The organism is Kitasatospora gansuensis (genome assembly GCF_014203705.1).
Taxonomy (GTDB): domain Bacteria; phylum Actinomycetota; class Actinomycetes; order Streptomycetales; family Streptomycetaceae; genus Kitasatospora; species Kitasatospora gansuensis.
In genome coordinates this window covers 7122264-7147417 of the sequence record NZ_JACHJR010000001.1, presented here as the reverse complement: position 1 = coordinate 7147417, position 25154 = coordinate 7122264, and the positions used below count along the sequence as shown (strand labels likewise).

Annotated in this window: 27 protein-coding genes; 18 read left to right on the top strand and 9 right to left on the bottom strand. The window is 71.1% G+C overall.

The window, feature by feature from the left end; genetic code table 11:
- The first annotated feature begins 191 nt into the window (after positions 1–191).
- Positions 192–1304: an EcsC family protein gene (locus tag F4556_RS32210; RefSeq protein ID WP_313068939.1), complete on the top strand. Its 1113-nt coding sequence runs from the start codon at positions 192–194 to the stop codon at positions 1302–1304.
- Between the two features lie 75 nt (positions 1305–1379).
- On the opposite strand, the gene F4556_RS32205 is transcribed toward F4556_RS32210, so the two are convergent.
- Positions 1380–3659 (bottom strand): glycosyl hydrolase family 18 protein, encoded by a 2280-nt coding sequence (locus tag F4556_RS32205; protein WP_184922462.1) that lies wholly within the window; start codon positions 3657–3659, stop codon positions 1380–1382.
- A 236-nt stretch (positions 3660–3895) separates the two neighbouring features.
- On the opposite strand from F4556_RS32205, the gene F4556_RS32200 reads away from it, so the two are divergent.
- Positions 3896–5590, top strand: coding sequence for a carbohydrate binding domain-containing protein (locus tag F4556_RS32200; RefSeq protein WP_184922461.1), 1695 nt, complete (start codon positions 3896–3898; stop codon positions 5588–5590).
- Between the two features lie 47 nt (positions 5591–5637).
- On the opposite strand, the gene F4556_RS32195 is transcribed toward F4556_RS32200, so the two are convergent.
- Both F4556_RS32195 and F4556_RS32190 read right to left on the bottom strand, forming a co-directional pair.
- A complete protein-coding gene (locus tag F4556_RS32195; RefSeq protein ID WP_184922460.1) occupies positions 5638–6297 on the bottom strand; it encodes a 4'-phosphopantetheinyl transferase family protein in 660 nt (219 codons plus the stop codon).
- Between the two features lie 48 nt (positions 6298–6345).
- Positions 6346–6927: a CGNR zinc finger domain-containing protein gene (locus F4556_RS32190; RefSeq protein WP_184922459.1), complete on the bottom strand. Its 582-nt coding sequence runs from the start codon at positions 6925–6927 to the stop codon at positions 6346–6348.
- 82 nt (positions 6928–7009) lie between these two features.
- On the opposite strand from F4556_RS32190, the gene F4556_RS32185 reads away from it, so the two are divergent.
- From F4556_RS32185 to F4556_RS32170, 4 genes are all read left to right on the top strand, one after another.
- Complete coding sequence (locus F4556_RS32185) at positions 7010–7894, top strand: alpha/beta fold hydrolase (RefSeq protein WP_221503752.1); 885 nt, start codon at positions 7010–7012, stop codon at positions 7892–7894.
- 81 nt (positions 7895–7975) lie between these two features.
- The gene (locus F4556_RS32180; RefSeq protein ID WP_184922457.1) at positions 7976–8446 is read left to right on the top strand and encodes a hypothetical protein; all 471 of its coding nucleotides are present in this window, start codon (positions 7976–7978) and stop codon (positions 8444–8446) included.
- Positions 8447–8531: 85 nt separating this feature from the next.
- Positions 8532–8711 (top strand): hypothetical protein, encoded by a 180-nt coding sequence (locus F4556_RS32175; protein ID WP_184922456.1) that lies wholly within the window; start codon positions 8532–8534, stop codon positions 8709–8711.
- Between the two features lie 69 nt (positions 8712–8780).
- Entirely contained in the window at positions 8781–10229 is a 1449-nt protein-coding gene (locus F4556_RS32170; RefSeq protein ID WP_184922455.1) for an MFS transporter, read from the top strand.
- Here F4556_RS32170 and F4556_RS32165 read toward each other — a convergent pair.
- Positions 10204–10524, bottom strand: a complete 321-nt coding sequence (locus F4556_RS32165; RefSeq protein ID WP_184922453.1) for a hypothetical protein — start codon at positions 10522–10524, stop codon at positions 10204–10206. The genes F4556_RS32170 and F4556_RS32165 overlap by 26 nt on opposite strands.
- On the opposite strand from F4556_RS32165, the gene F4556_RS32160 reads away from it, so the two are divergent.
- The gene (locus F4556_RS32160; RefSeq protein ID WP_184922451.1) at positions 10511–10882 is read left to right on the top strand and encodes a hypothetical protein; all 372 of its coding nucleotides are present in this window, start codon (positions 10511–10513) and stop codon (positions 10880–10882) included. The genes F4556_RS32165 and F4556_RS32160 overlap by 14 nt on opposite strands.
- Before the next feature lie 107 nt (positions 10883–10989).
- Here the strand turns inward: F4556_RS32160 and F4556_RS32155 are convergent, their stop codons facing one another.
- Together F4556_RS32155 and F4556_RS32150 are read right to left on the bottom strand one after the other, a co-directional pair.
- The gene (locus F4556_RS32155; RefSeq protein WP_184922449.1) at positions 10990–11655 is read right to left on the bottom strand and encodes an SDR family oxidoreductase; all 666 of its coding nucleotides are present in this window, start codon (positions 11653–11655) and stop codon (positions 10990–10992) included.
- 93 nt (positions 11656–11748) lie between these two features.
- Positions 11749–12315, bottom strand: coding sequence for a DJ-1/PfpI family protein (locus F4556_RS32150; RefSeq protein WP_184922447.1), 567 nt, complete (start codon positions 12313–12315; stop codon positions 11749–11751).
- A gap of 179 nt (positions 12316–12494) precedes the next feature.
- Between F4556_RS32150 and F4556_RS32145 the strand changes: the two genes are divergently transcribed.
- Positions 12495–13286, top strand: coding sequence for a tyrosine-protein phosphatase (locus tag F4556_RS32145; protein WP_184922445.1), 792 nt, complete (start codon positions 12495–12497; stop codon positions 13284–13286).
- Positions 13287–13303: 17 nt separating this feature from the next.
- Here F4556_RS32145 and F4556_RS32140 read toward each other — a convergent pair whose 3' ends face one another.
- The 3 genes from F4556_RS32140 to F4556_RS32130 all read right to left on the bottom strand — a co-directional run bounded on the left by F4556_RS32140 (position 13304) and on the right by F4556_RS32130 (position 15502).
- Complete coding sequence (locus F4556_RS32140) at positions 13304–13510, bottom strand: hypothetical protein (RefSeq protein WP_184922443.1); 207 nt, start codon at positions 13508–13510, stop codon at positions 13304–13306.
- 105 nt (positions 13511–13615) lie between these two features.
- Complete coding sequence (locus F4556_RS32135; protein WP_184922441.1) at positions 13616–14527, bottom strand: helix-turn-helix transcriptional regulator; 912 nt, start codon at positions 14525–14527, stop codon at positions 13616–13618.
- 63 nt (positions 14528–14590) lie between these two features.
- Positions 14591–15502 (bottom strand): helix-turn-helix transcriptional regulator, encoded by a 912-nt coding sequence (locus F4556_RS32130; protein ID WP_184922439.1) that lies wholly within the window; start codon positions 15500–15502, stop codon positions 14591–14593.
- A 232-nt stretch (positions 15503–15734) separates the two neighbouring features.
- On the opposite strand from F4556_RS32130, the gene F4556_RS32125 reads away from it, so the two are divergent.
- The 10 genes from F4556_RS32125 to F4556_RS32080 all read left to right on the top strand — a co-directional run bounded on the left by F4556_RS32125 (position 15735) and on the right by F4556_RS32080 (position 24708).
- Complete coding sequence (locus F4556_RS32125) at positions 15735–16586, top strand: aldo/keto reductase (protein WP_184922436.1); 852 nt, start codon at positions 15735–15737, stop codon at positions 16584–16586.
- A gap of 302 nt (positions 16587–16888) precedes the next feature.
- Entirely contained in the window at positions 16889–18289 is a 1401-nt protein-coding gene (locus tag F4556_RS32120) for an MFS transporter (protein WP_184922434.1), read from the top strand.
- Between the two features lie 375 nt (positions 18290–18664).
- Positions 18665–18991, top strand: a complete 327-nt coding sequence (locus tag F4556_RS32115) for a carboxymuconolactone decarboxylase family protein (RefSeq protein ID WP_184922431.1) — start codon at positions 18665–18667, stop codon at positions 18989–18991.
- Between the two features lie 26 nt (positions 18992–19017).
- Positions 19018–19431, top strand: a complete 414-nt coding sequence (locus F4556_RS32110; RefSeq protein ID WP_184922430.1) for a (R)-mandelonitrile lyase — start codon at positions 19018–19020, stop codon at positions 19429–19431.
- The gene (locus F4556_RS32105; RefSeq protein WP_184922428.1) at positions 19428–20438 is read left to right on the top strand and encodes an alpha/beta hydrolase; all 1011 of its coding nucleotides are present in this window, start codon (positions 19428–19430) and stop codon (positions 20436–20438) included. The genes F4556_RS32110 and F4556_RS32105 overlap by 4 nt, the downstream gene beginning before the upstream one ends.
- Before the next feature lie 67 nt (positions 20439–20505).
- Entirely contained in the window at positions 20506–21546 is a 1041-nt protein-coding gene (locus tag F4556_RS32100; RefSeq protein WP_184922426.1) for an alpha/beta hydrolase, read from the top strand.
- Between the two features lie 52 nt (positions 21547–21598).
- A complete protein-coding gene (locus F4556_RS32095) occupies positions 21599–22405 on the top strand; it encodes an MBL fold metallo-hydrolase (RefSeq protein ID WP_184922424.1) in 807 nt (268 codons plus the stop codon).
- A gap of 5 nt (positions 22406–22410) precedes the next feature.
- Complete coding sequence (locus tag F4556_RS32090) at positions 22411–22833, top strand: nuclear transport factor 2 family protein (RefSeq protein WP_184922422.1); 423 nt, start codon at positions 22411–22413, stop codon at positions 22831–22833.
- Positions 22834–22939: 106 nt separating this feature from the next.
- Positions 22940–23131 (top strand): hypothetical protein, encoded by a 192-nt coding sequence (locus F4556_RS39805; protein WP_221503751.1) that lies wholly within the window; start codon positions 22940–22942, stop codon positions 23129–23131.
- The gene (locus F4556_RS32080) at positions 23128–24708 is read left to right on the top strand and encodes a Na+/H+ antiporter (RefSeq protein ID WP_184922420.1); all 1581 of its coding nucleotides are present in this window, start codon (positions 23128–23130) and stop codon (positions 24706–24708) included. The genes F4556_RS39805 and F4556_RS32080 overlap by 4 nt, the downstream gene beginning before the upstream one ends.
- Positions 24709–25154: the final 446 nt, after the last annotated feature.

Genomic DNA, 25154 nt, shown 5'->3' with positions numbered 1-25154 from the left:
CCCACCACGAACAGCGCCCGCCAGGCACTCGTATGCCTCCCGGCAAGCGCCGCACGCCCTCGGCGGCTCCGGCCCGGGGGTGATCACCGACCCAACAAGTTGACGCGCCGGTACCTGCTTGCTGCGGTCCCCCGAGCGCGGAGCTGACAGTTCGTGAGCTGCGCGGCAGCCCTGCCCACTACAATCGCGCCGTGGCAGACCCCTCGGAGTACGAGCTCTCGGCATGGCGTGACATCCAACGGTTCAAGGGCCGCGCACTGTCACGAATAATGAGGAGCGCCGGCGAGCAAGTGGCCAGCGGCACTGCGGAGATCGGCAAGCGTGCCACCAAGTACCTGGCGAACCATCCCCGGGCCCAGTCGGCGGTCTCGCGTGGACAGGGAATCGTCGCCAAGGGCGCTGACAAGGTCGGCGCCGGGGCTCGCGGAGCCGCCGACGCCCTCCCCGACTGGAGCGGCACGGCTTTTCAGTCCGTGCGGCAGACGGTGGGACGGATCTCGCGAGCGGGACTCTCCTCCAAGCGGGTGGTGGCGCTCCACACGAAGCGCGGGCACGACGTTGCCTCGCTGTTCGACCTGCGCCGCCTCGACCTCGAACAGATCGACGCTGTCCGCGGGCGGGCAGCGAGTTGGTACTACCCGGCCGGTGCAGCGCTTTCGGGAGCGGGCGCAGGGCTTGTGATCTCCGGAGGTCAGCTCGCCACCGCCGCCTCCGCCGGGGCCGCGGCAGCGCCTTCGGGAGGTGCGATCGTCGGCGCCTTCGCCGCCGACGCCGCAGTCGTCCTCGGTCTCGCGTCCCGCTCCGTCGGCCAGATCTCCCTGCTCTACGGCTACGACCCCGAAGAGCCGGTCGAGAAGCTCTTCGTGATGTCGGTCGTCAACGCGGGGACGGCAACGTCGGCCACCGCCAAGAGCGCTGCGATGGCGGACATCTCGCGGCTCACCCAGGCACTCGTCCGCGGCAAGACGTGGGACGTCCTGAACGGGTCGGTTGTCACCCAGGTCTCCGCGCGGTTCGCGAAGGCGTTCGGCTTTCGCCTGACCAAGAAGGGACTTGGCAAGGCCGTGCCCGCGTTCGGGATCATCGTGGGAGGCACCCTCAACTGGACCACGCTGGAAGGGATCGTCGACGCCGCCGACATGGCGTACCGGCGGCGGTTCCTCCTCGAGAAGTACCCGCAGCTCGGTGACGAGGAAGGATCCGGATCGTTCCCCGACATCGGCCCGGACGCTCCGGACGACGCCGACGAGGCGATCAGCGTGCTCGGCGAGCTAGCCGAGGCGGGCGGACCCGACCTCCGCTGAACCGGCGGCTTCGGACGCCCTGTTGGTCGTGCCGGTCCGTCCCGACACCCGTCGGCCGGACCGGCACGACCTCCGTCACTTCAGGCCGTTGTCGAGTGCCGTGATCAGGGCTCCGCCCGCGGTGTCACCGGACATCTCCCAGATCATCGCGCCCAGCAGCCCCTTGGACTTCACGTAGGCGGCCTTCTTCCCGATCGACCACGGGTCGTCGAAGGTCCACCACTGGCCGCCCGCCCCGGTGTAGGCGTACGCCGACACCGACTGCTCGTCGTGCAGCACCGTCAGCCCAGGGAAGGTCGTCAGCAGGTTGTTGTACCCTCGCGTGCCCGCCTCCTCCGCGAACTGACCCGGCGCCGCACCCGTCGCGGCCTGCCACTCGCCCTTCACTCCCCCATCGGTGACGCCCTGCCAGCCCCGCCCGTAGAACGGCAGGCCGATGGTGAGCTTGCGCGGGTTCACCCCGGCGTCCAGGTAGGTCCGCACCGCCGCGTCCGTACTGAACTTCACGCCGTACGGATCCTGGGTGTCCGCGTACAGATTGGCCTGATGGCCGGTCCGGTTGGGCTCCCAGGAGTTGTCGCTGCCCGCGCCGTGGAAGTCGTACCCCTGCACGTTCGCGATGTCCAGGTAGCTGAAGATCCTCGACAAGTCCCAGCCCTGGTTGATCTTGGCCGGGTCCGCAGGCGTGAAAGCGGTGAGCAGCCGGTGCGAGCCGCCCAGCGCGTCGAGCTGCTTCCTGAACTCGGCCAGCAGCGCGGTGTTGTCGGCCTTGTCGTTGACGCTCCAGTGGTTTCCGGCGTGGCCGTCGGGCGAGCCGGGCCACTCCCAGTCCAGGTCGATGCCGTCGAAGATCCCGGCGGCCACGCCGTCACCGCCGGCGCCGTTGTAGGCGGGCAGGTTGCCCTTGATCCAGACGTCGATGCAGGACTTCACGAACTTCTGCCGGGAGGCGTCGGTGGCCGCCACGTCGGAGAAGTACTTGGAGTACGTCCAGCCGCCGAGCGAGACCACCACCTTCAGGTGTGGGTACTTGGCCTTGAGCTTCTTCAACTGGTTGAGGTTGCCCCGGAGTTTGCCCCAGCCGTCGTCGGCCACGCCGTCCACCGACTGGGCCGCGCTGAACGCCCGCCCGTAGTCGGCGTCCGCGTCGCCGGCACCGGTCCCTTGGTCGGGGTCCTGCGGGTTGGCGGTGGTGCCCTTGGTGACGCCGGCCAGGCAGGTCAGGTTGACCGGGTCGATGTTCTCGAAGGCGTAGTTGATGACGTCCAGTTTGGCGGCCGTGCCCGAGGTGTCCAGGTTCTTCACGAAGTACTGGCGTCCGTAGATGCCCCACTGGGTGAAGTAGCCGACCCGGGTGTACTTTCCGGCTCCGGCCAGGTCCCCGGTGGTCATGGCCAGCGGCGCCGACGGCGGCGACAGGTTGTCCACCGCGTCCCTGGCTCGCACGGTGAACACGTAACTCGTGGCCGGAGCCAGCGAGTTGACCGTTACCGAGGTGCCGGTCACGCTCTGCACCGGCACGCCACCCTGGTAGACGTCGTACGAGACCACGCCGACGTCGTCGGTGGCGGGGTTCCAGGCCAGCGTGACGGCGGACGAAGTGACCGTGGTGGCCCGCAGGTTGGTCGGCGCCGTGGGCGGCACCGGATCGCTCGCCGGGTCGGTCGTGGTCACCGCGACCGGCGGGCCGGCCGGGCCGGGATTGCCGCGGCTGTCCTTGGCCCGCACGGTCAGGTTGTACGACGTGGCCGGGCTCAGCCCGGTCGCGGTGCCCGAGGTGCCGGTCGAAGTGCCGACCACCACCGCCCCGTTGAGGATCTCGTACGAGGCGACCGGGTAGTCCCCGGCACCGGCGGCCGCCCAGCTCAGCGCCACCGAACGGGTCGTCACGGCGACCACCGACGGCTTCCCGGGGGCACCGGGCGGTAGGTCGGGGGTGCCGTCGCACTTGTCGCCGTTGACCGTACAGCCGGTGGGGGCGGCGATCGGGCCGGTGGCGACGAACCAGAAGCTGTAGGGCTCGGTGGTGCTCTTCGCGGCCACGGTCGCGTTGTAGTACGCGTTCTTGGCGACCACGTGACGGCCGGTCACGGTCGCCTCGCCGTTGTAGCTGCTGCTGATGGTGACACCGGTCGGGAGGTCGAACTCCAGGGTCCAGCCGGTCACGGCGGTGGCGTTGTCGTTGCGGACCACCAGGGTGCCCTTCCACCACGAGCCGTTGTCGGCCGAGCTGAAGGCGGCGGTGAGCTTCCCGGCCGCATGGGCGGGCGGGGCGGCGAGGGTGGTGAACGCGGCCACGGGCAGCAGCAGTGCGCCCAGCAGAGCGGGCAGCCGACGTCTGAGATATCCGGACATGGTTCTCCTGTTGGTGTGGGGGTGCCTGACAGGTGTGCGCAGAACCGTGCGGGCCGTCCGGTCGGGGGTCGGCTTGTTTTCGCAATGTAAGAGGACTGGACCAACGAGTCAACAGGTCCATACCATTTGGCGCGGCGCCGTCCAGCCGACGGTCCCGGCAGCAACCGGGCCCGCACTCCCATCGACTGACGCACCGTCAACGATGTACCACCCATCCCCCACTGGAGGTACTCCCCTTGCGCACTCGACCCGGACCCCGGTCCCGAACCCGAACCCGGCTGTTCTCCGGCCTGGGCGCGACCGTCCTCGCCGCCGCGGCGGCGCTGACCGCCCCCACCACCGCGCAGGCCGCCAATCTGCTGACCAACCCCGGCTTCGAGACCGGCACGCTCTCCGGGTGGTCCTGCTCCGGCGGACTCGGCTCGGTGGTGAGCAGCCCGGTGCACGGCGGCTCCAAGGCCCTGGCGGGTGCCGCGAGCGCGAGTGACAACGCCAAGTGCACGCAGACCGTCGCCGTCCAGCCCAACACCGCCTACACGCTGAGCGGTTGGGTCCGGGGCAGCTACGTCTACCTCGGCGTCACCGGCGGCACCTCCACCTGGACGCCGTCCGCCACCGCCTACACCAAGCTCTCCGTCTCGTTCACCACCGGAGCGAGCCAGACCAGCGCCCAGATCTACCTGAACGGCTGGTACGGGCAGGGGACTTACTACGCGGACGACATCAGCCTGGACGGCCCGGGCGGCAGCAGCGACACCGTGGCGCCGACCGTTCCGGCCAACCCGGCCTCCACCGGCAAAACCTCCAGCACGGTCTCGCTCTCCTGGACGGCCTCCACCGACAACGTCGGCGTCACCGCCTACGACGTCTACCAGGGCGGCAACTTGGCCACCACGGTCGGCGGCACCAGCACCTCGGCCACCGTCACCGGCCTCAACCCGGCCACCGCCTACTCCTTCACCGTGAAGGCCCGGGACCTGGCGGGCAACACCTCCGCCGCCTCCGCGCCGGTCCCGGTCACCACCGACAACGGGACCCCGCCGCCGCCCGGCTTCAAGCAGGCCGCGCCGTACCTCTACCTCGGTTGGGGCGAACCACCGGCTCCCGCAACGGTGATGAGCGCGACCGGCATCAAGTGGTTCACCATGGCGTTCATCCTGGCCCAGAACGGCTGCAACCCGGCCTGGGACAGCCAGCGCCCGCTGCTCGGCGGTGTGGACCAGTCCACCATCGCCGCGATCCGGGCGGCCGGCGGCGACGTCGTCCCGTCCATCGGCGGCTGGAGCGGCAACAAGCTCGGCCCGAACTGCTCGACCCCCGAGGCGCTGGCCGGTGCCTACCAGAAGGTGATCGACGCCTACGGGCTGAAGGCGATCGACGTGGACATCGAGAACAGCGACGAGTTCGAGAACGCCACCGTCCAGGACCGCATCATCAACGCCCTGAAGATCGTCAAGACCAACAACCCGGGCCTGCGCACCATCCTCACCTTCGGCACCTCGACCACCGGCCCGACCTCCTGGGGCAACCGGCTGATCGAGCAGTCCAAGGCGCTGAACGCCAACATCGACGTATTCACCGTCATGCCGTTCGACTTCGGCGGCGGCGCCGACATGTACGGCAGCACCATCGGCGCGGCCGAGGGCCTCAAGACCAAGCTCAAGTCCGTCTTCGGCTGGGACGACGCGACCGCGTACGCCCACCTCGGCATCTCCGGCATGAACGGTCTCAGCGACCAGCAGGAGGTGACCGGCGTCGACATCTGGACCAGGATCCGCGACTGGTCCAACGCGCACCACACCGCCCGGCTGGCCTTCTGGTCGGTCAACCGCGACCGCCCCTGCCCCGGCGGCGGCGTGGTCGAGACCTGCTCCGGAATCGCCCAGAACAACTGGCAGTTCACCTCGATCACGGCCGGCTTCACCGGCTGACCCGCACCACGACCCCCGCCGTCACCCGCACCCGGTGACGGCGGGCCTCACAGCTGCTCGACCCGGGGCGCCTCGGTGCTGACCACCCCGACCGCCGCGCCGCGCAGCTCGTCCTCCCAGTCCAGCAGGTGCAGATCGCCGTACCGGCCGCGCAGCGGCGAACCGTCCAACTCCAGTCCGGACAGGTCGATCTCGGTCAGCGTGTCGAGTGTGGTCCGCCCGAGCTTGACCATCGCCTCCTTGCGCACCCAGAGCCGCAGGAACGCCCGGTCCGGCTCGGCGTGCTCCCGGACCCGCCGCAACTCGCCCGCGCTGAGCACCCGTTCCATCACCTCGGCCGCCGTCCCCTTGGACGGCTGCTCGACGTCCACCCCGACCGGCTGCAGGCCCGCCGCGGCGGCTACCACGCCCCGGCCGTGCGAGAGACTCACCTGCGCCTCGGGATGCTCGGCCAGGTAGGGCTTGCCGTGGTCGTCCCGCGCGCAGTCCGGGCAGCGCTGAAGCAGCGTCAGCCCGGCCACCGGCAGGCCCAGCAGCCGGGCCGCGCACTCCCGTACCAGCAGGTGCGCCGCGACGAAGTCGGCCCGCGAGGACTCCAGCCGGAACCGTCCGGCCCGCTCGCGCTCCAGGGGCGTCAGCAGGTGCTCGCCGAGGTCCGGCCGAGCCAGTACCTCCGCGCTGTCCGCCATCATCGCCAGCGGCGTCATCCGGTCCTCCACCCTCGCTGCGGTCCGCCCGAGCCTACCTGCCCGCCCTCAGGCCCCTTCCGTGCCCTCCGCCCCTTCTGCCTCCTTCTGCCGCCGGTAGTGCCTGGCCACCCGGGCGCGGTTCCCGCAGCGGGCCGCCGAGCACCACTGCCGCCGGGGATTGACGGGCCGGAAGAGCAGCACGCAGTCCTCCGCCGCGCACTCCCGTACAGCCGCCAGCTCGGCCGGATCGGCAATCAACTCCGCCACCGCCCCGGCCAGTTCGGCAGCCAAGCGGTCGGCCGTGGCACCGGCCCGACGCCGCCGGTACGTCAGCTCCGACCCGTCCCGGACCAGCTCCCCGACCACTGGCGCGGCACCCAGCGCGGCGTTCAGCCCGGCCAGCACCGCCGCCGGCACCGGCTCACCGGCCCGGGCCCGGCCGACCGCCTCCGCCGCGAGCGCCCGTACCTCCCGGACCGCCGCCAGCTCGGCGGGGCCGGCCTCGGCCGGATCGTCCACCAGTCCGCGCCCGGCCTGCAGCCGCAGCCAGGCCCGCAGTCCGGCCACCTCCGCCAGCAGGTCGCCGTCGGCGGGGCGGGTGTTGAGCAGGTCCAGGGCCAGTGGCTCGCCGGTCAGTGCCTCATCCATGACCTAATGCTACGACAACCACTTGACACGTTAGGCATTCCTCGCAAAACTAATGCCACAACCACCACAGGAGGCATTAGCCATGATCGCCAGCGTCCGCCACCGCCACCTCACCGTCGACGGTCTGCGGATCTTCTACCGCGAGAGCCTCCCGACCGACCCCGACGCACCCGTGCTGCTCCTGCTGCACGGCTTCCCGTCCGCCTCGCACCAGTACCGCCGCCTGATCGACGCCCTCGGCTCGCAGTACCGCCTGATCGCCCCGGACTACCCGGGCTTCGGCCACAGCGACGTCCCGGAGTCCGCCACCACCGGCGGCCCGTTCTCCTACACCTTCGACCAACTGGCCGACATCACCGAGAAGTTCGTCGACCAGCTCGGCCTGGACCGGTTCGCCCTGTACGCCTTCGACTTCGGCGCCCCGGTCGGCTTCCGACTGGCCGCCCGCCACCCCGAGCGGATCGCCGGACTGGTGGTCCAGAACGGCAACGCGTACGTCGAGGGCCTCTCCCCGATGGCCCGCGACTTCATCGCCCTGCGCCCCGGGACCCCGGGCGCCGAGGACACCGTCCGCGGCCTGCTCACCCTCCCCGCCACCCGCGGCCAGTACGAGGGCGGCACCGTCGACCCCGAGCTGATCGCCCCCGAGGGCTGGACCCTCGACCAGCACTTCCTGGACCAACCCGGCCGCACCCAGCCGCAGTTGGACCTGGCCTTCGACTACCACAGCAACGTCGAGCAGTACCCGGCCTGGCAGCGGTGGCTGCGCACCCACACCCCGCCGGCCCTCGTCCTCTGGGGCGCCAACGACGCCTTCTTCCCCGCCACGGGCGCCCACGCCTACCTCCGCGACCTCCCCGACGCCGAGCTGCACCTCTTCGACACCGGCCACTTCGCCCTCGAGGACCACCTCCCGGAGATCGCCCCGCTGATCGCCGACTTCCTGGACCGCACCTGGAAGCCGTGACCCAGCCGAAACCGTCAACTCCCTTGCCAATCAGCACAACTGGACGGCTACGCTGGCAGGGCAGCTGGGGGAGCTGACGCCATGGGGGGCCATGCAATGAAGATCCAGCCCGGACCGTTCCTCGACATCGCCCTGGCCGTGCTCGTCATCGAACTGATCGTGGCCATCCCGGTCGAGCTCCTGAGCCTGCTGCTCCCGGAGCTCGACCCACTTGCGGCACTCGGGACGATCGCCGGCTTCGCACTGGTCCCCGTCGAGGACCGAATCCGCCGCTGGCGCCGGAGCATCCCGGCCACCATCCTCCTGTCCGGGCTTCTGGTGCTCCTGGAGGAACAGGGGGAGCGCGCCGGGGAGCTCCTGTGGCCCGACTTCGCCTTGGCAGCCCGGCTCGGCGGACTGATCGTCTTCCTGATCCTCCTGCCGGTGGCGGCCGGAACCCTGACCTTCCTCACCGAGACGGCCAAGCAGGTACGCGCTCGCCAGGCCGCGCTGTACCTGCTCCTGACCCCGCTGCTGGTGGCGCTGTTCGTCCTCAGCACGCCCCCGCTCTGAGCACTTTGACCAGCTCCCGCCGCGCCCGCCCGGTGTCAACCGCGCCGAGCCGGGTAGGCGCGCACCGAGCGAGGAGGCCACCACCATGCCCACGCAGACCGCCCCGGGGCTGACCGTCCCGATCCCGCCGAACCCCGACACCCACCCGCCCTTCCCCGAGCCCCTCCCGGAGCCGACGCCGCCCCCGGCACCCGGCCCCGGACCGACCCACCCCGACCCCGAACCGTTCCCGGAGCCGCCGACGGACAGCTCCGCCGCAGCCTGACCGAGGTAGAGACCCTGCGGCCCGACCCCGGCACCCCACCGCCCCGAGGCCGCCCGCTAACCTCCCTCCGTGCACAAAACAGCGAAGCAGAAGCAGATCCTGGCGGTCTGCCTGGCCGGTGGCTTCACCACCATGCTGGACAACTCCGTCCTCAACATCGCCATCCCGGCGCTCCGCAGCACACTCGACGCCGACCCCACCCAGATCCAGTGGATCGTGGCGGGCTACTCGCTCGCGTTCGGCCTCGCCCTGATCCCGGGCGGCCGACTCGGTGACCTGCGCGGACGCAAGCCGTTCTTCGTCGCCGGGATCGCGCTCTTCGTCGGGGCGGGCCTGCTGGCGGCCACCGCGCAGACCCCCTGGCTGCTGGTCGCGGTCCGGCTGCTCCAGGGCGCCGGCGCCGGGCTGGTGAACTCCCAGATGATCGGCACCCTCCAGGACGTCTTCACCGGCCCCGCCCGTACCCGCGCCCTCGGCCTCTACCAGGTGACCTGCGCCGTCGCGATCGCCCTCGGCCCACCCCTCGGCGGGGCCCTGATCGCGCTGGCCGGCCCCGAGTGGGGATGGCGTCTCGCGTTCCTGATCAGCGCGCCGTCCGGCCTGGCCACCCTCGTCCTGGCGATCCGTCACCTGCCGACGCCGGTGCCCCGCACCACCGCCGCCCGCACCACGCTGGACCCGCTCGGCCTGCTCCTCACCGCCGCCATCACCGTCACCGTGATGCTCCCGTTCGTCCAGCCCGCCGCCCTGGGCACCAAGCTCGCGCTGGGCGTCGCCGCCGTGGCGCTCACCGCCGTGCTCGTGCTCTGGCAGCGGCACTACGCCGCGACCGGCCGCCAGCCGCTGATCCACCCGGCCCTGCCGCGCTCGGCGCCGTACACCCTGGGCACGCTCACCGCGATGTGCCAGTTCGGTGCGGCGCTGGCCTCCGCGCTGGTGCTGGTGATGTTCCTTCAGGACGGCCTCGGCCTGTCCCCGCTCGCGGCCTCCGCCGTCACCCTCCCATCCGCCGTGGCGATGGCGGTGGTCTCCTCGTTCGCCTGGCGGGCGGTGCAGCGGTTCGGCCGGCACGTGGTGCCGCTCGGCCTCTGCCTGGCGCTCGGCGCCCTGCTGCTCAGCGGCCTGGCCGCGCTGTACGCCCCGTCCGGCTGGCTGCCGGCGCTGCTCGCCCTCGGCCAGCTCTGTACGGGCGCGGCCTCCGGACTGACCATCTCCCCCAACCAGGCCCAGGTGCTCAAGTACGCCCCGGCCGAGGCGGCCGGGGTCGCGGGCGGCATCCTGCAGATGTCGCAGCGGATAGCCGCCGCCGTCGGCATCTCCGCGATCTCGGGCATCTACCTGAACAGCTCGGCCGCCACCCCGAACGACGCCTTCTTCCACGCCACCCTCGCCTGCCTGGCCGTGGTGACGCTCTCCCTGGTCCTGGCCCTGCTGGCCAACCGGAGCACCCCGCGCTCGGAGGACGACCCCTCGGCCGTGACCGGCCGTCAGGTCAGTGGGTCTCACAGAGGCTCTTGAGCGTCTCGACGTCCTCCCCCACCGAGGTGGCCACCGCGTTGTAGTCGCCGCCGACCATGCCGGTCAGGATGAAGCCCATCTCCTGGAACCCCTGGGCCAGCCGCGTGATGATCGAATAGACCCCGCCCGAGGCGCTCAGGCTCGCACTCATCATGCCGTCCCGCGCCTCCTGCGCAGCGGCGATCCGGCTGCCCTTCGTCGTCCCGACGACCTGGTTGTACCGGTTCACGGTGGCGTACGCCGGGTCGCAGCCACCCGGCCGGATCTTCGGCAGCGACGCGGTGGGCAGCGGCACCGCCACCGATCGGGTCGGCTTCGGTGAAGGCGACGGCGACGGCGACGGCGTAGGGCTGGGTTCCGGCTCAGGGCTCGGCGAAGGCGAAGGTGAAGGCGTCGGCGAGGGCGAAGGTGCGGGCGCGGGCGCGGGCGAAGGCGGCGGACTCCACACGGTCGAGACAACGACGGGCGAAGGCGCCACAGCAACCGGAGGGCTCGGCGGCAGCACGTACGCCAGCACCGCCACCGCCGTGGCCAGCGCCCCCGCGACGGCCGCCACCGCCGTCCAGTTCGTGCTGCCCGAGGAAGTCCCGCCCGAGGACGCCCCGTCGCCGTCCGGCCGGTCCGATCCGCTGTCCGTCATACGCTCATCGTGACGCAGCGCACCGACACCGGTCCATGCTGCCGATCCTGAACTCCAAGGCCCCTGGTCACCGCCGGGAATTCAGCAACTTAGCCACCACCGACCGGCCCTGAACGACCGTCAGCCCACCGCCAGCGCCACCCGGACCGCCTCGGCCACCGGCTCCGCACCGGCGGTCAGCTCCAGCGTCCGGCCGACCGCCGCCGGGGTGTCGAGCAGCTCCCGCAGCACCAGCGCGACGTCGTCCCGCGGCACCGGGGCGAACGGCAGCGACGGCACCGCCAGCCGGACGAAGCCGCTGCCCGGCTCGTCCATCAGCGCTCCCGGCCGCAGGATCGTCCAGCCGATCTCCCGGGCCCGCAGGTCGGCCTCGGCCGCGCCCTTGGCCCGCAGGTAGTCGCTGAACTCCGGGTCGATGCCGTCCGCGCCCGCGCGTTCGATGCCCATCGTGCTGATCATCAGATACCTGGGGACCCCGGCCAGTTCGGCCGCGTCGGCGAACAGCACCGCCGCGCCCCGGTCGACCGTGTCCTTGCGGACGCTGCCGCTGCCCGGGCCGGCCCCGGCCGCGAAGACCACCGCGTCGGCACCGCTGAGGCCGCCGGCCAGGTCCTCCAGGGAGACCGTCTCCAGGTCGCACACCACCCCCCGGGCACCGACCCGGGCCAGGTCGTCGAGCTGTCCGGCCGACCGGACCAGTCCTTCCACCGAGTCACCGCGCTCGGCGAGCAGCTGCTCCAGCCGAAGCGCGATCTTGCCATGCCCACCAGCGATCACCACGTGCATGCCCCGACGCTAACGCCACCGCCCCAGCCCCGCACCACGACGCCGGCGGGCGGCAGCACCCGAGCACCACCGCCCGCCGAAGCACCCAACCCGTCAGTTGGCCGGAGCCTTCTTCCGCAGGATCTCCACGAACGCCCGCATCCACCCGGGGTGGTCCGGCCAAGCCCGGGCCGAGACCAGCACGCCGTCGACCACCGCGTCGCCGTCCTCGTACGTGGCGCCGCCCGCCACCACGTCCAGTTCGAGCGCGGGGTAGGCGGCCGTCCGACGGCCCGTCAGGGCGCCGCCCGGCAGGCTGAGCAGCGGGCCGTGGCAGATCTGCGCGACCGGCTTGTCCTGCTCGAAGAAGTGCGCCACGATCCGCCGCGCCTCGGGGTCGTTGCGCAGGTACTCGGGCGCCCGGCCACCGGGCAGCACCAGCGCCACGTACTCGGCCGGGTCGACGTCGGCGAAGGCCACGTCGGCCGGCCAGCAGTAGCCCGCCTTCTCGGTGTACGTGTCGAAGCCCGCTACGAAGTCGTGCACCACGAACTGCAGGGTCTTCTTCGTCGGGGCCGCCACCACCACCTCGTACCCCTCCTCGACCAGCCGCTGGTAGGGGTAGATCACCTCCAGTGACTCCGCCGCGTCTCCCGTGACGATCAGAACCTTCGCCGCCATCCCGCAACCTCCCTCGACCCGACAACCGTCGCCGCCCACCCTGCCGCCACGCTCGGCCGTCGGCAACGAACGTCCTCGTTCACGCCCCGCCAGTGCCCTTGTGCGCCCCCGCGCGCCCCGCGCACCGACCGCCTAGTCTCGACACCGAGCCCAGCCGGCCGCCCCGAGGAGAGCGCGTCATGCCCCACTCACTGCCCGTCGAGGCCAGCACGGTCGCCAACCTCCGCGATCTCGGCGGCGTGCCGCTGCCGGGCGGACGGACCGTCAGGTCCGGCCTGGTGTTCCGCTCCGGGCAGCTCGACCGGCTCGACCCCGCCGCCGACCTGGTGTTCGCCGCCCTCGGCATCCGTACCGTGGTCGACCTGCGCACCGAGCGCGAACGCGCCGCCCGCCCCGACCGGGTCCCGCCCGCCGCCGACCTGGTCGTGGCGGACGTGCTCGCCGACGCGATGCGGGCCGGGGCCGCCTCCAAGCTCGCCACCGTGATGGCCGACCCGGCCGCAGCCAACCGCCTGCTCGGCGACGGCCACGCCGAGCAGGCGCTGATCTCCGACTACCGGGCCTTCGTCACCAGCGCCTCCGGCCGGGCCGCCTACCGGCTGCTCTTCACCGAACTGGCCCGCGGCACCGGCCCGCTGCTCTTCCACTGCACCGCGGGCAAGGACCGGACGGGCTGGGGCGCCGCCCTGCTGCTGCTCCTGCTCGGCGCCGACCCGGCCACCGTCCAGGACGACTACCTGGCGGTGAACCCGGCCGTCCGAGCCGCCTTCGCCCCCGTGATCACCGCCTTCACCGACGCGGGCGGCGACCCCGAGATCACCGAGGCGCTGCTCACCGTCCGCCCCGGCTACCTCGCCGCCGCCCTGGAGACCCTCACCGACGGGTGGGGCGACCCGGAGAAGTACGCCCGGACCGCGCTCGGCCTCGACGCCACCACCTTGACCGCCCTGCGCGACCGCCTCACCGGCTGAGACCACCTGAAGAACCGTCAGAGCACCGAGCTCCCCGCCACCGCCCCCAGCCCGTACGTGACCCCGACCATCGCCAGGCACCCCCCTCGCTCGCTGTGGGGTGACTGCCCCGCGCGGGGCAGGAAGGTGGCCCGGGACCGGAGGATGAGGCTGCCGGGCCGGTCGGGGATCGGCGCCAGGACGAACGTCTGGGTGAAGTTCAGCGGCCGGTCGACGAGGGCCACGACGTTGCTGTTCGCGCCGGGCTGCGGCTCGGTCGTGGCGACCTGGTGCTTGACGTCCTTCAGGTCGGGGGCTGCTTGAGCTGCGCGACGATGTCGATCAACCGCTCAACCCACCAAAGGGACACGCGCGAGCCCGGAGTCCGGCTCGCCGTGTTCCGCATCGAGCAGGGCCAACTTCTCGTAGTCGGGGCTGCCCGGTTCGGCGAAGAAGACGACGAAGCGCTGCTTGTAGCTGTGCTCCAGGGTCATCGACTCGTAGCCGAGGTGGAGGTCGCCGACGTCGGGGTGGTGGAAGGTCTTGGGGTCTGGGGCATGAGGCTTGATGTCGAAGCGGTCCCACAGATCGGCGAAGTCCCGGCTCTTGGTGCGGAGTTCATTGACCAGGTCGGCCAGATCCGGGGCTCCCGGTTCGGTACCGGCCAGTGCGCGCAGTCGGCCGACGCAGGCACGGGCCTGCTCGTCCCAGTCGGCGAGCACGGCGCGTGCGGCCGGGTGGAGGAAGGCGTAGCGGGCGAAGTTGCGCTGCTGCTCGGGCCAGTCGGCCAGGCCCGCGAAGAGTCGGAGTGCGCCGGGGTTGAAGGCCAGCAGGTCCAGGGTGCGGCTGACGATGTAGGCGGCGTTCGGGCGCACGGACTCCAGGAGCGCTCTTAGCTGCGGTCGTACGACATGGCCGGGTGCGGGCGGCTGTCCAGGGGCGTGAGCAGCGTGGGCCGCGAGCTCGCGCAGATGCTGATGCTCGTACGGGTCGAGGAGCAGGGAGCGGGCGAGTGCGTCGATGACCGTGGGGCCGGGGTGGGTCTCCTTGCCGCGTTCCAGCCGTACGTAGTAGTCGATGCTGATGCCGGTGAGGGTGGCCAGTTCCTCGCGGCGCAGGCCCGGGGTGCGGCGCAGGCCGGGGGTGGTGGGCAGCCCGGCCTGTTCGGGGGTGACCTGGGCGCGCCGGGCGCGCAGGTAGGCGCCGAGGTCGCTCGTGGCGTCCGTGGTGTGGCCCTTCACGTTCTCCGCTGCACGCTCCATGCACATATTTTGCCCGCTTTTCGGAGAGCGTCCCGGTGGGGCGTACGGGGGCTCGGTTGCGGGTCAGGACGGTGCGTGGGGCCGCGGCTCGCTGTCCATGGCCGGTCGCCTTCCGGGGTCGGGCACGGTCATGTCGAGCAGGAGCAGGGCGTCGTAGTCGGGGGTGCCGGGTTCGGCGACGTACACCCCGAGGCGCTGGCCTGGTGTGCCGTCCAGCGCCATGGACTGGGCGGTCAGGGTGAGCGTGCCGACGTGAGGGTGGTGGAACGTCTTGTGGGTGGCCTTGCGGCCGGTGACGTCGTAGCGCTCCCAGAGCCTCGCGAAGTCGGGGCTCTTGAGCACCAGCTCGCCGACGAGGGTGGTCAGGTCGGGGGCGTCGGGCGCGGTGCCCGCCAGTGCGCGCAGGCGGGCGACGCAGGCGCGTACCTGGATGTCCCAGTCCGGGAACAGGTCGCGGGCCACGGGGTGGAGGAAGAGGTAGCGGGCCAGGTTGCGCTGGGCGGCGGGCCAGCCGTCGAGGCCTGCGTACAGGGCGAGACCCCCGGGGTTGGAAGCGAGCAGGTCCATGCTGCGGCTGACGATGTACGCCGGGTTGGGGCGCATCGTCTCCAGGAGGAGCTTCAGGTGGGGGCGCACGGTGCGGCCGGGTGCGGGCGGCGGCTCGGGGACGTAGCGCGCGGCGCGGGCGGCCAGCTCGCGCAGGTGGTGGTGCTCGGCGTCGTCCAGGTGCAGGGCGCGGGCGAGGGCGTCGAGGACGGAGGGGCTGGGGCGGGTCTCCTTGCCGCGCTCCAGGCGTACGTAGTAGTCGATGCTGATGCCGGTGAGGGTGGCCAGTTCCTCGCGGCGCAGGCCCGGGGTGCGGCGCAGGCCGGCGCCGACGGTGAGGCCGACCTGCTCGGGTGTGGTCTGGGTGCGGCGGGCACGCAAGAACCGGCCCAGTTCCGCTCCGCCGCCGCTGCTCTGCTCGGATGCCATGCTCTTCAGTGTTGCGCCACGCTGACCTGCACGAAAGGTGTGTGAGGGGCCCTGCCACTCCCCCTGATCGTCACCCCCTGGCACGGCTCGGCCTGCCACCTGGGGCGAAAGCGGGCGAAGGTGTCATGGCGGGTCCCGCACCACCCGAGTGCGGGGAGCCCGCCTGTGTCCGAGCACTGGTCGGCCTGTGGTCCGTGCTCCGCGCCCCTATCCCGCGTGGAAGGAACCCCTCATGCGACACGTCACCCTGAACAACGGCGTCGAGATGCCGGTCATCGGCTTCGGCGTCTTCCAGATCCCGGCGGAGGAGACCGAGAAGGCCGTCACCGACGCCCTCGCGGCCGGCTACCGGCAGTTCGACACGGCCGCCGCGTACCAGAACGAGGAGGCTGTCGGCTTGGCGCTGAACAGCAGCGGCATCCCGCGAGAGGAGCTGTTCGTCACCACCAAGCTGTGGGTCCAGGACGCGCCCGCCGAGGCCAACACCAAGCAGGCCTTCGAGACCTCGCTGGCCAAGCTGGGCATGGACTACGTCGACCTGTACCTGATGCACCAGCCCTTCGGTGACGTGTACGGGCAGTGGCGCGCCATGGAGCAGCTGAACCGCGAGGGACGGGCCAGGGCGATCGGCGTCGCCAACTTCTACCCCGACCGCATCCTCGACCTGATCCTCAACAACGAGATCACCCCAGCGGTCAACCAGATCGAGGCCCACCCGTTCTTCCAGCGCACCGCTGACCAGGAGCTGATGGCCGAGCACGGCGTCCAGATCCAGGCCTGGGGCGGATTCGCCCAGGGCAAGAACGGCCTGTTCACCAACCCGGTCCTGAGCGAGATCGCCCAGGCGTACGGCAAGTCCGTCGGCCAGGTCGTCCTGCGCTGGGCGGTCCAGCGCGGTGTCGTCTCCATCCCCAAGTCGGTACGCCCCGAGCGGATGGCCGAGAACATCGACGTCTTCGACTTCGAGCTCACCGGCGACCAGATGGCCGCCATCGCCACCCTTGACGGCGGCGCGTCGCTGTTCTTCGACCACCACGACCCGGCGATGGTCCAGTGGCTGAGCGCGCGGCGCCTGAACGGCTGAACCGGGCACGTGCCATCGCGAGGACGCGAATGCTCCCCGAGCGGGCGGGCAAAGGCATCCGCGTCCTCGGCGTACCTTGCAGCACCTCTGCGGAAAGGACCTCGTCATGTCCCACGACCCGCTGCTGCACCGGACTGCCGCACCCCGGCGGCGCACGCTCCTGCGCGGGGTGCTCCTGACCGGCGCCGGCCTGGCGGCCTGTTCCCCGTCCGCACCGGACCTGGCCGCCTCCGACCCGGCGCAGGACCCGACCGCTTCCGTTTCCGCCGGGGTGCCACCAGGAAGACTCAGGAGAATCACCCATGACCAGCACGCAGCTGCCCGCTCCGGGCAACGCCACCACCCCGCCCGGCCCCCGGATCGCCAGCCCCGCCTTCGCGCTCGGCGCCGCGCTGCTCGGCTTCTTCGTGATCACCCTGGACGCGCTGATCGTCAGTGTGGCCCTGCCCACCATCGGCACTGACCTGGGCGGCGGCATGACCGGCCTGCAGTGGGTCGTCGACGGCTACACCCTGGTGCTCGCCGCGCTGCTGCTGTCCGCCGGATCGATCTCCGACCGGATCGGCGCCCGTCAGGCGTTCGGCGCAGGCCTGGTGGTCTTCCTGATCGCCTCAGCGGCCTGCGGCTTCGCACCCGCCCTCCCGACCCTGGTCGCGGCCCGGCTGGTGCAGGGCGCGGGCGCGGCGATCATGATGCCCGCCACGCTCGCCCTGATCCGCGAGGCGTACCCGGACGCGGGCCAGCGCACCCGCGCGATCGGGTTCTGGGCGCTGGGCGGCTCGGTCGGATCGGCGGCCGGTCCGCTGCTCGGTGGTGCGCTCAGCGCCGTCGACTGGCGGTGGATCTTCTTCATCAACCTGCCGGTGGGCATCGTCGCTCTGCTCCTGCTGGCCCGTACGGCCCGCTCCCCCAAGCGGCCGGTCCCGTTCGACTGGACCGGGCAGATCAGCGCGGTCCTCGCCATGGGTGGCCTGACGTACGCGCTGATCGAGGGCGGCGAGTACGGCTTCAGCACCGGTCCGGTCATCGTCGCGTTTTTCGTGGCCATGGTGGCCTTCGCGGTGTTCCTGCTCGCCCAGACGCGCGGCCGCCACCCGATGCTGCCGCTCTCCTTCTTCCGCTCCCGGCCGGTGTCCGTCACCCTGATGGCCGGTTTCGCCCTCAACGTCGGCTTCTACGGTCTGACGTTCCTGCTCAGCCTGTACTTCCAGCAACTGCGCGGCCTGTCCGCGCTCGCCACCGGCATCGCGTTCCTGCCGATGACGGTACTGACCGGCGTGATGGCTCTCCAGAGCGCCCGTCTGGTGAAGAGGTTCGGCGCCCGGGGCGTCATGATCACCGGCATGTGGATCATGGCTGCGGGCCTGCTGATCCTGTTCTTCCTCCCCGGCACCGCCCCGATCTGGCTGGTCGCCGTCCTGATGATGCCGGTCTCCCTCGGCGGCGCCCTCGCCGTCCCCGCGATGACCGGACTTCTCCTCCAGAGCGTCGAACCGGCGCAGGCGGGCCTGGCCAGCGGCGTCATCAACACTTTCCGCCAGTTCGGCGGCGCGCTGGCCGTCGCCGTCTTCGGCGCCTTGATCGCCGATCCGGACGCCTTCCTGAGCGGCATGCGCATCAGCCTCGCGATCGGCGCGGCGCTGCTCGTCGCGGCCGCTGCGGCAGGCGCGCTGGCGCTCCGGCCGACGGCCGCGGACAGGTAGCCCTGAGTTCCCGGATCGGCATGGAGTAACGCCCATGGCGTTCCGGAGCGACGGCGAGTTCGACCATGTCCGGCGGCCAAGGAACCCGGCGTCGCGTCCGAGTGCGCCCACGGCGCCCTGCGTACCCCGATCCAACAGCGCCCCGCCGCCGACGCGGCCCGTGCGGGGTAGTACCAGGACCCCTCAATCAAATGGAACAAATCAGACAAACCCGCAATAGTTTCTGCTGAGAGGCACTCCCGCCCGTTCCCCACGCAATCCCCCCGTCCCCGGATGCACAACCTCGCCGACAGCTACAGCGCGGCGAACGACCGCGAAGCCCTCATGGTCCTGGGCCGCCCATGGTCCAGGACCGATTCACGCACAAGGAGTTCCATGTCCACCTCACCGTCGCGGGCCGAGCAGCTTCTCGGCGATCTCGCGCCGAAGATGGTCCAGCTGACCGACGACGTGCTCTTCGGCGACGTGTGGGCGCGCAAAGAGCTCTCCCCGCGCGACCGCAGTCTGATCACGGTCGCCGTGCTCGCCGCGACCTCCCGCCCCGACCAGCTGAACAGCCATCTGCGCCTGGGGCTGCAGAACGGGCTGACCCAGGAGGAGCTCGTCGAGGCCCTGACGCATGTCGCGTTCTACGCGGGCTGGCCGGCCGGGATGGGCGGGCTCGTCCAGCTCAAGGCCATCGTCGAGGACGCGGCCCGCTGATCCGGGCCACAGGAGGAGTACGCGTCATGGAACTGCTACCGAAGATCCCCACCGCCAAGGCCCCGGCAGAGCGCTTCAGCGGCGACGTCTGGGTCGACATGCTCGCGCAGGGCGTGCCCCCGTCGCGGCTCGTGGCCGCCGAGGTGCGGTTCGCGCCCTGCTCCCGCACCGCCTGGCACCGGCACGCGCTCGGCCAGACCCTGCACGTCACCGCGGGCCGCGGCCTGGTCGCGACCCGCGACGGCTCGGTCATCGTGCTGCGCCCGGGAGACACCGTGCACACGCCGCCCGGCGAGTGGCACTGGCACGGCGCGGCCCCCGACCACTTCATGGCCCACATCGCCATCTCCGAGTCCGGCGGCGACCCGGCAGTGGCAGATGTCGACTGGGTCGAGCACGTAACCGATGACGAGTACCGGACGGCGGCGACGTCGCTGTGACCACCACCGGCCAGACCCCACTGACCATCCAGTCCCAGGGCAGCTTCGCGGTCGGCGGGACCGTGACCAGCCAGCCCGGCGCGTTCGACCCTCGCAATCCCACCGATCCCGCAGGCCAGACGCTGCACGGCGACCACCCCCGGGTCTCGTGCCAGATTCCCGTCGATCCGCGCCCGCTGCCGCTGCTGCTCTGGCACGGCTGGTGGGAGGACAGCAGCTGCTGGGGCACCACGCCGGACGGGCGGGAGGGCTTCACGTCGCTGTTCCTGCGCCGCGGGTTCGCCGTCTACACGCTCGATCAGCCGCGGCGCGGTTCGGCGGGCAAGACGACGGTGGCCGCGCCGGTGTCGACCGCCCCGAACGAGCAGTGGTTCTTCAACCAGTTCCGGCTCGGCGAGTGGCCCGACCTCTACCCCGGCGTGCAGTTCTCCGAGGACTCCGGTGCCTTGGAGCAGTTCTTCCGCGGGATGGTCCCCGACACCGGGCCGATCGACGCCGACGTGCTCGTCGCGGGGGCCTCGGCGGCCTTGGCCGCGATCGGCCCGTCAATCCTGGTGACGCACTCGCACGCGGGCGGCTTCGGCTGGCTGACCGACATGCAGGACTCGAACGTACGGGCCGTGGTCAGCTTCGAACCGGGCAGTGGGTTCGTCTTCCCCAAGGGCGAGGTCCCGCCGCCCATGCCCAGCGCCAACGGCACCCTGGAGGGCGTCCCCGTCCCGCTGGACAAGTTCCTGGCGCTCACCCGCGTACCGATCGTCGTGTACTACGGCGACAACATTCCCACCGAGCCCACCGACATCAGCGGCCGGGACAACTGGCGGGTCCGCCTCGCCATGGCCCGGCTGTGGGTGGACGCCATCAACCGGCACGGCGGCGACGCCGAACTCGTCTACCTCCCGGAGATCGGGATCACCGGCAACACCCACTTCGCCTTCTCCGACCTCAACAACGTGCAGATCGCCGACCAGGTCTCCGCGTTCCTGGCCAAGAAGGGCCTGGGCTGATCACCCAACAGCCGGTCAGAAACCCGCGGACCGCGCAGAGCGCGCACCGCATCGAAAGGAGATCCGCATGAACGACGCGCACGCAACAGCCCCGACCCAGACCACCGGGACTGCGGGGCCGGTGCTGGACTACCGGCAGAACCCCTTCGGCCTCGTCCACGAGTACGCGATCACGTCGAATGAGCCGGGCAAGGTGAACATCCACCCGGTCACGTACACGCTCCACGGTCTGAAGATCGCCGCGAACATCTACACCCCGGCGGACTACGACCCAACGGGTAAGCACCCCGCGATCACGGTGGCGCACCCCAACGGCGGCGTCAAGGAGCAGGTCGCCGGCCGGTACGCCCAGCGCCTTGCGGAACTGGGCTACATCACGATCGCCGCGGACGCCTCCTACCAGGGCGCCAGCGAAGGGCAGCCCCGCAATGTGGACAAGCCCTACCACCGGACCGACGACGTGCACGGCATGGCGGACTTCATCGCCGGCTTCCCCGGCGTGGACGTCGATCGGCTGGGAGCGCTGGGTATCTGCGGCGGCGGCGGGTACACGCTGAAGGCCGCACAATCCGACAAGCGGTTCACGTGCGTCGCCACGGTGAGCATGTTCAACTCGGGCCGGGTCCGTCGCAACGGATTGCAGGACTCGGCTCTGGACACCGTCCAGGAGCGACTGCGGCAGGCCTCCGAAGCGCGCGCCCAGGAAGCAGCCGGCGGCGAGGTCCTGTACGCCGGGGCGGCCGGCCTGACGGATGAGCAGATCGCGGCGCAGCCGTTCGATCTGTACCGACAGGGCTTCGAGTACTACTGGAAGACGCACGTGTCCCCGCGCTCGACCTTCAGGTACACGGTGAGCAGCCTGCTCGACCTGATGACCTTCGACGCCACCGACCAGCTCGACCTCATCGACAAGCCGCTCCTGATGATCGCGGGGAGCGAGGCCGACACCCGGTACATGAGCGAGGACGCCCTGCCCAAGGCCACCGGTGCCGATGAGAGGGAGCTGTTCCTCATCGAGGGCGCACGGCACATCGAGACCTACTGGGTCGACGCGTACGTGGACCAGGCCATCGCCAAGCTCACGGACTTCTACGGCAAGCACCTCTGAGCCCGACGACCTCCCCCGTCAACCCCGTCAGCCCCGTCAGAAAGGCCCCACCATGAGCACACTCGACTTCACCGTCTACGACCTGGACTTCCCCGTCGGGTCGAGGAACAAGACCGCCACCCTGGTCTCCGGCGAGCGCGAGGCGCTGCTCGTCGACGCCGCGTTCACCCGCGCCGACGGGCATCGGCTGGCCGCCGCCGTCCTGGACTCCGGCAAGACGCTGACCACAGTCTTCGTCAGCCATGCCGACCCGGACTTCTACTTCGGCGCCGAGGTGCTCGCTGACGCCTTCCCGGACGCCGCCTTCGTCGCCACGCCGCTGGTCATCGACCACATCAAGGAGTCGTACGAAGGCAAGCTCAAGGCGTGGGAGGCCCTCGGCCCGAACCTGCCCAGCCGCCTGGTCGACCTGAAGCCCCTGACCGGTGGTCTCACCCTCGAAGGCCACCGTTTCGAGCTCAAGGGCGGCCCGGCCGCCCTGCCCGACCGCCACTACCTCTGGCAGGCCGACCACCGCGCCCTCCTCGGCGGCGTCCTGCTCTTCCAGCGGGAACACGTCTGGGTCGCCGACACCGCCACGCCCGAATCCCGCGCCGCCTGGGTCACGCTCCTGGACGAGATGGCCGCGCTCGACCCGCAGCTGGTCGTGCCCGGCCACCGTCTCCCCGACACCGCCACCGACGCCTCCGCGATCACCAATACCCGCGAGTACCTGGTCACCTTCGAGGAGGAGCTCGGCAAGGCCTCCGACGGCGCCGCGCTGACCGAGGCCCTCGTCGCCCGCTACCCCGACAACGGCATGCTGATCGCCGCCCAGCTTGGCGCGAAGGTCGCCAAGGGCGAGATGAAGTGGGGCTGACTGCCATGTGCCACATCGAATTCGCCACCTCCACCGCACCCGCCGACGTCGTACGCCGCCAGTACCTGGCCTCGGCCGCAGGCGATCTGGACGCCCTGCGCGCCACCCTCGCCCCCGACGTGGAGTGGACCGAGATGGCCGGCTTCCCGCTCGCGGGCACGTACCGCACCCCCGAGGGCGTCACCGCCAACGTGATGGAGAAACTCGGCCAGGACTGGGAGGGCTGGGCCGCCCACGACGACACCTACGTCGTCGACGGCGGACACGTCGTCGTCCTGGCCCGCTACACCGCCACCCACAAGGCCACCGGAAAGCCACTCGCCGTCCGCGTCGCCCACCACTTCGTCGTACGCGGTGGACTCATCGTCCGCTTCGAGCAGTTCGTCGACACCGCCCTCGTCCGCGACGCCATGACACCGGGCACGTGACCACCCCACCCCAACTCATCCTTCCGGAACGACCCCATGACAGAAGACATCACCGGCGAAGACGCTGGTCCAGCGGGCCGTCGACCTGCGCGGCCGCGTCGACGTCATGCTCGACAACGCCGGTCTCATGCCGCTGTCCCCGCTGGAGATGGAACGCTTCGACGAGTGGGCAGGCCATCGACGTCAACGTCAAGGGCGTCCTGATTCGCCCGCTTCGCACCTATCGATCATGATCGTTCCGTATTCGCCCGGACATCCCGGGCAGGCGGAAACCGTGAGGAGACAGGAAACGGCATGATCGGCCTGGAACTCGTCGTCGTACTGTGCGCGGCCATCCTGCTGTGCGGCGTGCTCGCCCCGCAGCTGCGGATCAGCCGCCCCGTCCTCCTGTTGGCCTGCGGCATTCTCGTGGGGCTCATCCCGTCGCTGAGCGGGATCCGGCTGGAGCCGGACGTCGTCCTGCTGCTGTTCCTGCCCGTCCTGCTCTACTGGGAGAGCCTGACCGCCTCACTCCGCTCGATCCGCCGTGGACTGCGCGGAGTCGTCCTGGTCAGCACCCTTCTTGTCATCGCGACCGCCGCGGCGGCCGCCGCCACCGCCCACGCCTTCGGCCTGCCGTGGGGCCCGGCCTGGGTGCTCGGCGCCGCCGTCGCCCCCACCGACGCCACCGCCGTAGCCGCCCTCGGACGACTCCTCCCACAGCGCAGCCTGGACATGCTCAAGGCGGAGAGCCTCGTCAACGACGGCACCGCGCTGGTGGTCTACGGTGTCGCGGTCGGCGTGACCACCGGCGGCGAACGCCTCGGCGGCGGCCATGTCGGCTGGCTCTTCCTGTTCGCCTACGTCGGCGGCGCGGCGGCCGGCGCACTCGTCGCCTGGCCCGCCCTGTACGTCCTGCGCCGCCTCACCGACCCCGTGCTCAGCATCGTCCTGGCGCTGCTCACCCCGTTCACCGCCTACCTCCTGGCCGAGTCCGTCGAGGCGTCCGGGGTGCTCGCCGTCGTCGTCTGCGGGCTGATCGTCGCCCGTGTCGCACCCCGGGTCAGCGACGCGGCGTCCCGCACCGTCGGCTACCCGTTCTTCAGCATGGCCACCTACCTGCTGAACGCGACCCTGTTCCTGCTCGTCGGCCTGGAGATCCCCTCCGCGGTACGCGACCTGTCCAGCACCGCCCTCACCACAGCGGTCGTCATCGCCTTGGCGGTCTTCGCCGTCCTGGTCGCCGTCCGGATCGCCTTCCTCTTCCTGTCCGCCTATGCGATCCGGGCCCTGGACCGGCGCCCCGAACAGCGGCTGCGCCGGATGAGTCACCGCTACCGCATCGTCGGAGGACTGTCCGGCTTCCGCGGCGCAGTCTCCTTGGCGGTCGTACTCTCCGTCCCCACCACCCTCGACGACGGCACCCCCTTCCCCGACCGCGACACCCTGGTCTTCGTCACCGCCTGCGTGATCGTCCTGACCCTCGTCGTCCAGGGCGCGCTCCTCCCTGCCGTCGTCCGCTGGGCCGACCTTCCTGCCGAGACCAGTGCGGAGGAAGAGCTCCGCCTCGCCGGCACCACCGCCACCAAGGACGCGCTCGCCGCACTGGACACCCTCGCCGCCGACCTCGGCACCGGCCCCCAGGCCACCGACCAGCTACGCCAGGAACTCCAGCTCCACCTGGACCTCCTGGCCGCCGAACCCACCGGCAACCACCCGGCCCTGCGCCAAGCCACCGACATCACCACCCTGCGCCTCGCCGTCATCGCCCACAAACGCGCCACCGTCATCCGGCTGCGCGACACCCAGAGAATCGACGACAGCGTCCTGCAACGCTTCCAGGCCCGCCTAGACGCCGAGGAACAACGGCTCGCCCCGACCGAGCCAGCTGAGTAGCCCGCGTGGAACCCCTGCGTCGCGTGCGTTCGTGAAATCGCAGGGACTCGTGCGGAACACCGACGAAGGGACTGTACGAGAGTTGGCTCTTCGAAAGCGTGGTGACCATCCGGACCTGTGAGTGGTGACGCCCACACGTCATGGTCAAAGGTCGGGGGCGTTGTCGTCCACCGGGCCTTGCCGAAGTCCACCTCGCCGCCCGAGAACTCCGCGCGGTCGAAGCTCACGGCGCCACTGCTGAACTCGGCACCGGTCAGGTCGAGGTGGCATCCGCTCCAGGTCGATGCGGGAACGGAGACTGGACCTTCATCGCACGGGCCCTCGGCGCGGCCACCGTCTACGAGTAGCAAGCAGGCGGTCACGCCTTGCCGGCTCCACGCTGATTGCGACAGACCCCCCATCCGTGCACACCGTCCTCTCACGTCCCTGGCAGCGTACGGTGTACG

What these genes read in the sequence shown, in the direction of transcription:
- F4556_RS32150 (WP_184922447.1), bottom strand. Translation starts at nt 12,315, where the DNA reads ATGGCGGCGAAGGTTCTGATCGTCACGGGAGACGCGGCGGAGTCACTG.
- F4556_RS32195 (WP_184922460.1), bottom strand. Translation starts at nt 6,297, where the DNA reads ATGACGCCGCTGGCGATGATGGCGGACAGCGCGGAGGTACTGGCTCGG.
- F4556_RS32190 (WP_184922459.1), bottom strand. Translation starts at nt 6,927, where the DNA reads ATGGATGAGGCACTGACCGGCGAGCCACTGGCCCTGGACCTGCTCAAC.
- F4556_RS32185 (WP_221503752.1), top strand. Translation starts at nt 7,010, where the DNA reads ATGATCGCCAGCGTCCGCCACCGCCACCTCACCGTCGACGGTCTGCGG.
- F4556_RS32125 (WP_184922436.1), top strand. Translation starts at nt 15,735, where the DNA reads ATGCGACACGTCACCCTGAACAACGGCGTCGAGATGCCGGTCATCGGC.
- F4556_RS32135 (WP_184922441.1), bottom strand. Translation starts at nt 14,527, where the DNA reads ATGGAGCGTGCAGCGGAGAACGTGAAGGGCCACACCACGGACGCCACG.
- F4556_RS32130 (WP_184922439.1), bottom strand. Translation starts at nt 15,502, where the DNA reads ATGGCATCCGAGCAGAGCAGCGGCGGCGGAGCGGAACTGGGCCGGTTC.
- F4556_RS32155 (WP_184922449.1), bottom strand. Translation starts at nt 11,655, where the DNA reads ATGCACGTGGTGATCGCTGGTGGGCATGGCAAGATCGCGCTTCGGCTG.
- F4556_RS32115 (WP_184922431.1), top strand. Translation starts at nt 18,665, where the DNA reads ATGTCCACCTCACCGTCGCGGGCCGAGCAGCTTCTCGGCGATCTCGCG.
- F4556_RS32175 (WP_184922456.1), top strand. Translation starts at nt 8,532, where the DNA reads ATGCCCACGCAGACCGCCCCGGGGCTGACCGTCCCGATCCCGCCGAAC.
- F4556_RS32110 (WP_184922430.1), top strand. Translation starts at nt 19,018, where the DNA reads ATGGAACTGCTACCGAAGATCCCCACCGCCAAGGCCCCGGCAGAGCGC.
- F4556_RS39805 (WP_221503751.1), top strand. Translation starts at nt 22,940, where the DNA reads ATGCTCGACAACGCCGGTCTCATGCCGCTGTCCCCGCTGGAGATGGAA.
- F4556_RS32205 (WP_184922462.1), bottom strand. Translation starts at nt 3,659, where the DNA reads ATGTCCGGATATCTCAGACGTCGGCTGCCCGCTCTGCTGGGCGCACTG.
- F4556_RS32120 (WP_184922434.1), top strand. Translation starts at nt 16,889, where the DNA reads ATGACCAGCACGCAGCTGCCCGCTCCGGGCAACGCCACCACCCCGCCC.
- F4556_RS32080 (WP_184922420.1), top strand. Translation starts at nt 23,128, where the DNA reads ATGATCGGCCTGGAACTCGTCGTCGTACTGTGCGCGGCCATCCTGCTG.
- F4556_RS32095 (WP_184922424.1), top strand. Translation starts at nt 21,599, where the DNA reads ATGAGCACACTCGACTTCACCGTCTACGACCTGGACTTCCCCGTCGGG.
- F4556_RS32090 (WP_184922422.1), top strand. Translation starts at nt 22,411, where the DNA reads ATGTGCCACATCGAATTCGCCACCTCCACCGCACCCGCCGACGTCGTA.
- F4556_RS32180 (WP_184922457.1), top strand. Translation starts at nt 7,976, where the DNA reads ATGGGGGGCCATGCAATGAAGATCCAGCCCGGACCGTTCCTCGACATC.
- F4556_RS32100 (WP_184922426.1), top strand. Translation starts at nt 20,506, where the DNA reads ATGAACGACGCGCACGCAACAGCCCCGACCCAGACCACCGGGACTGCG.
- F4556_RS32145 (WP_184922445.1), top strand. Translation starts at nt 12,495, where the DNA reads ATGCCCCACTCACTGCCCGTCGAGGCCAGCACGGTCGCCAACCTCCGC.